Source organism: Coleofasciculus sp. FACHB-712, from assembly GCF_014695635.1.
In the GTDB taxonomy this organism is placed as follows: domain Bacteria; phylum Cyanobacteriota; class Cyanobacteriia; order Cyanobacteriales; family FACHB-T130; genus FACHB-T130.
Genome location: NZ_JACJOQ010000094.1, coordinates 1 through 2,421, shown reverse-complemented (window position 1 = coordinate 2,421; position 2,421 = coordinate 1). Strand labels below are relative to the sequence as shown.

The window sequence follows — 2,421 nt, the reverse complement described above, 5'->3', positions numbered from 1 at the left end:
TACTTCAAAACCGAGCAAAAACGCTGGACATTTACTGAGTATGACGATGCCAATGAAATAGTATCTCTAAATTCCCTTTCATTCCAAATAACGCTTGCAGATATATATGACAAAATTGAGTTTGAGTCAGTAGAAGTAAGCACCTGAAGATATTATTGTTGAACTTATTTCAATGTCTTGATTTTTGCCAATAGCGATCGCACGCTCTGGATGTAGAGAATGAACAGTGCGATCGCTTCTTTTATTACAGACTCGAATTGCTTAATCAGTAGAAACAAACCAGTCGAGAAGTTTTCGGGCGATGCTCAGTTTAGGAGGAATCAACGGTAGGTTGTCTTTACTAAACCAAGCAGCATCCTCCAATTCTTGCGGGTCGATGATAATGTCGCCGCTCCCATAGATAGCGGTGAATCCAATCATCAGCGAGTTTGGGAAAGGCCAAGGTTGCGAACCAAAATAGCGAATATCTTTGACTTCAATCCCAACTTCCTCTCGGACTTCGCGCACGATTGTTTCTTCAAGTGATTCTCCCGGTTCGACAAATCCAGCGATCAAACCGTACATTCCTGCGGGAAACCGAGAAGCGCGAGCTAACAATATCTCTTCACCACGCGAGATGAGTACAATCACCGCAGGCGAGAGGCGAGGATAATTGACTAATCCACACTTAGGACAACGCTTGGCACGTTCGTTGGGTAATTGGGTTGTGGGAGCCGCGCACTGTCCGCAATACTGATGGGTGCGATCCCATTCCATAATTTGAATCGCACGACTGCTGAGCGCATACAAGTCTTCATCTAAGGTGGCATACAATTCGCGCAGTCCTTGCAAAGTCATGCCATCGGCTATCACCGCATCTTTCGGTAGTTCCGCCGAGTAACAAGGTCTATCGTCCAGGGTGCCAAGAAATTGCGATCGCACGGGCACCAAGCCAATCTCTGCCAAACTGATGAGGGTGGGAATTGTGCTGAGTGTCCCTTCCCGTCGAACCAACAGCTGATTCCCGACAAAGGCGAACCACCACGCAGGTTCAGATTGTACTGGAGGTGGAGCAATGCCAGGGATGAAAGTTCGATACATATCCGAGTAGAGTGCGATCGCGTAGCCTGCCGGAGGCAGTCGCCTTCATCGTATCATTGCGATCGCATACAGCATCATACAAAAAGCCGCCCGATCGGGGCGGGACTTTATACCCAGTTTTCGATAATACGATGTGTAATTCGTAGCCGTGCGGGGCAAGTTTTAGCCAAAAAACGCTAAAAAGCCCAAGGGCGTCTTTCCGTGTTTCGACTCCAAGGGCTTTTCGCTATAACTTTCACTCCTCACACTTACATCATGTTGCTAAGGACATAATTTTGCTATACACCTTCTGACAGATATTGAAGTGGATCGGCGATCGCTCTTACTCAAAAATCAGGCTTAAACCGACTCAAAGCTTTGTAATACCTGGATTTGAGTTTCTGAATCAAATTGCTGCCAAGCACGGTTAACCGCACCCAGAACAGCGAGTAATGATGCCGTGACAATATTGGAATGGATACCAACGCCGTAGAAAGAACCTGGGAAGCGATCGCCAGCAACCTCAACATAAGCGATCGCAGACGCATTGCTACCCTGGCTGAGTGAGTGTTCGTCGTAACGATCGATGCGAATGCCAAGATTTAGCGCCTTTAGGAATGCATCAATAGGGCCGTTGCCTTTTCCAGCAAGCGAAATACGATTCCCCTTCATCTCTAGCGATACTGCGATCGCTTGTTCATCGCCGTCTGTTTCCGACAAGTGGTGAGAGAGGTACTTGAACGGCGATACTGCTTGCAAATACTCTTGCTCGAATAGTTGCCACAGATCCGTTGCAGACATTTCCTGCCCGGAAGCATCCATTGCCTTTTGCACCACTTGGCTAAACTCGATTTGCAACCTCCGAGGCAATACCAGGCTGTAATCCCGTTCCAGCAAGAAGGTAATGCCACCCTTACCAGATTGGCTATTCACCCGAATCACCGATTCGTAGCTGCGTCCCACATCGGTTGGATCGAGTGGTAGATACGGAACTTCCCAAAGTGCATCCGATTTCTGCACCGCCAAGCCTTTCTTGATCGCATCTTGGTGGGAACCAGAAAAGGCAGTAAATACCAAATCCCCAACATACGGATGGCGGGGGTGAATTGGCAATTGCGTGCAATCTTCCACCGTTCTCGCCACCATGTTGATATCAGAAAAATCCAAACCGGGATGGATGCCTTGGGTGTAGAGGTTCAGCGCCAACGTCACCAGATCCACATTTCCAGTGCGTTCGCCATTGCCAAACAGACAGCCTTCAACTCGATCCGCACCTGCCATCTGCGCCAGTTCTGCGGCTGCAACACCACAACCGCGATCGTTATGGGGATGGACGCACAAAATTACGCTATCCCGTCGCGC

General features: G+C 48.7%; 2 protein-coding genes. Both read right to left on the bottom strand.

The genetic code is table 11. From position 1 onward, the window contains the following. Positions 1-261 precede the first annotated feature (261 nt). Positions 262-1,080: an NAD(+) diphosphatase gene (gene nudC / locus H6F50_RS02350; RefSeq protein ID WP_190425916.1), complete on the bottom strand. Its 819-nt coding sequence runs from the start codon at positions 1,078-1,080 to the stop codon at positions 262-264. Between the two features lie 339 nt (positions 1,081-1,419). Next, on the bottom strand, positions 1,420-2,421 hold a 1,002-nt coding region (locus H6F50_RS02345; protein WP_190425913.1), incomplete at its 5' end, for a 2-isopropylmalate synthase.

Coding starts and splice junctions, on each gene's coding strand:
- nudC (WP_190425916.1), bottom strand. CDS start 1,080: ATGTATCGAACTTTCATCCCTGGCATTGCTCCACCTCCAGTACAATCT.